Annotated in this window: 1 protein-coding gene; it reads right to left on the bottom strand. The window is 33.5% G+C overall.

From position 1 onward, the window contains the following. Positions 1–724, bottom strand: a 724-nt coding sequence (locus ACQY5W_RS13130) for an Hsp70 family protein (protein ID WP_428025425.1), incomplete at its 3' end; no start/stop codon positions are given. Positions 725–738: the final 14 nt, after the last annotated feature.

Genomic DNA, 738 nt, shown 5'->3' with positions numbered 1-738 from the left:
TTTCTTTAAAGTCTTTGATTAACCAATTTACTAAAACATTATCAAAATCATCACCACCTAAATTTGTATCACCAGCTGTTGATAAAACTTCAAAAATTCCATCACCAACTTCTAAAATGGAAACATCAAATGTTCCACCACCTAAATCAAAAACTAGAATTGTTTCATTTTGTTTTTTATCTAATCCGTAAGCTAAAGAAGCAGCTGTCGGCTCATTAATAATTCGTAAAACTTCAACGCCAGCAATTTTTCCAGCATCCATTGTAGCTTGTCGCTGTGAGTCATTAAAATAAGCTGGTACTGTAATAACTGCCTGTGTCACTTCTTGACCTAAGTAATCTGTAGCATCGTTAATCAATTTTCTCAGTACCTGAGCAGAAATTTCTTCCGGGCTAAAATCTTTGTTTAGCGCAGGACATTTTATTTTAATATTTTCATTTTGATCTTTATCTACACTATATGGTAATCGCTTTGACTCTGCGGAAACTTCTTTCTCTTTTGATCCAATAAATCTTTTTACAGAAAAGAACGTATTTTCTGGATTAATTACTGCTTGACGTTTTGCAATCTGACCCACTAAAAGTTCTTGTTTTTTTGTATAAGCAACAATTGAAGGAGTTGTTCGTAAACCTTCAGCATTAATAATTACAGTAGGTTGCCCACCTTCAATTGCAGCTACTACCGAGTTCGTTGTACCTAAATCAATTCCTACAACTTTTGCCATTTTATGAAATCCTT

The organism is Arcobacter sp. (genome assembly GCF_050300555.1).
Classification (GTDB): Bacteria; Campylobacterota; Campylobacteria; order Campylobacterales; family Arcobacteraceae; genus Arcobacter.
The sequence above is the reverse complement of the archived record's forward strand: the minus strand, read 5'-3'. Positions and strand labels throughout refer to the sequence as shown.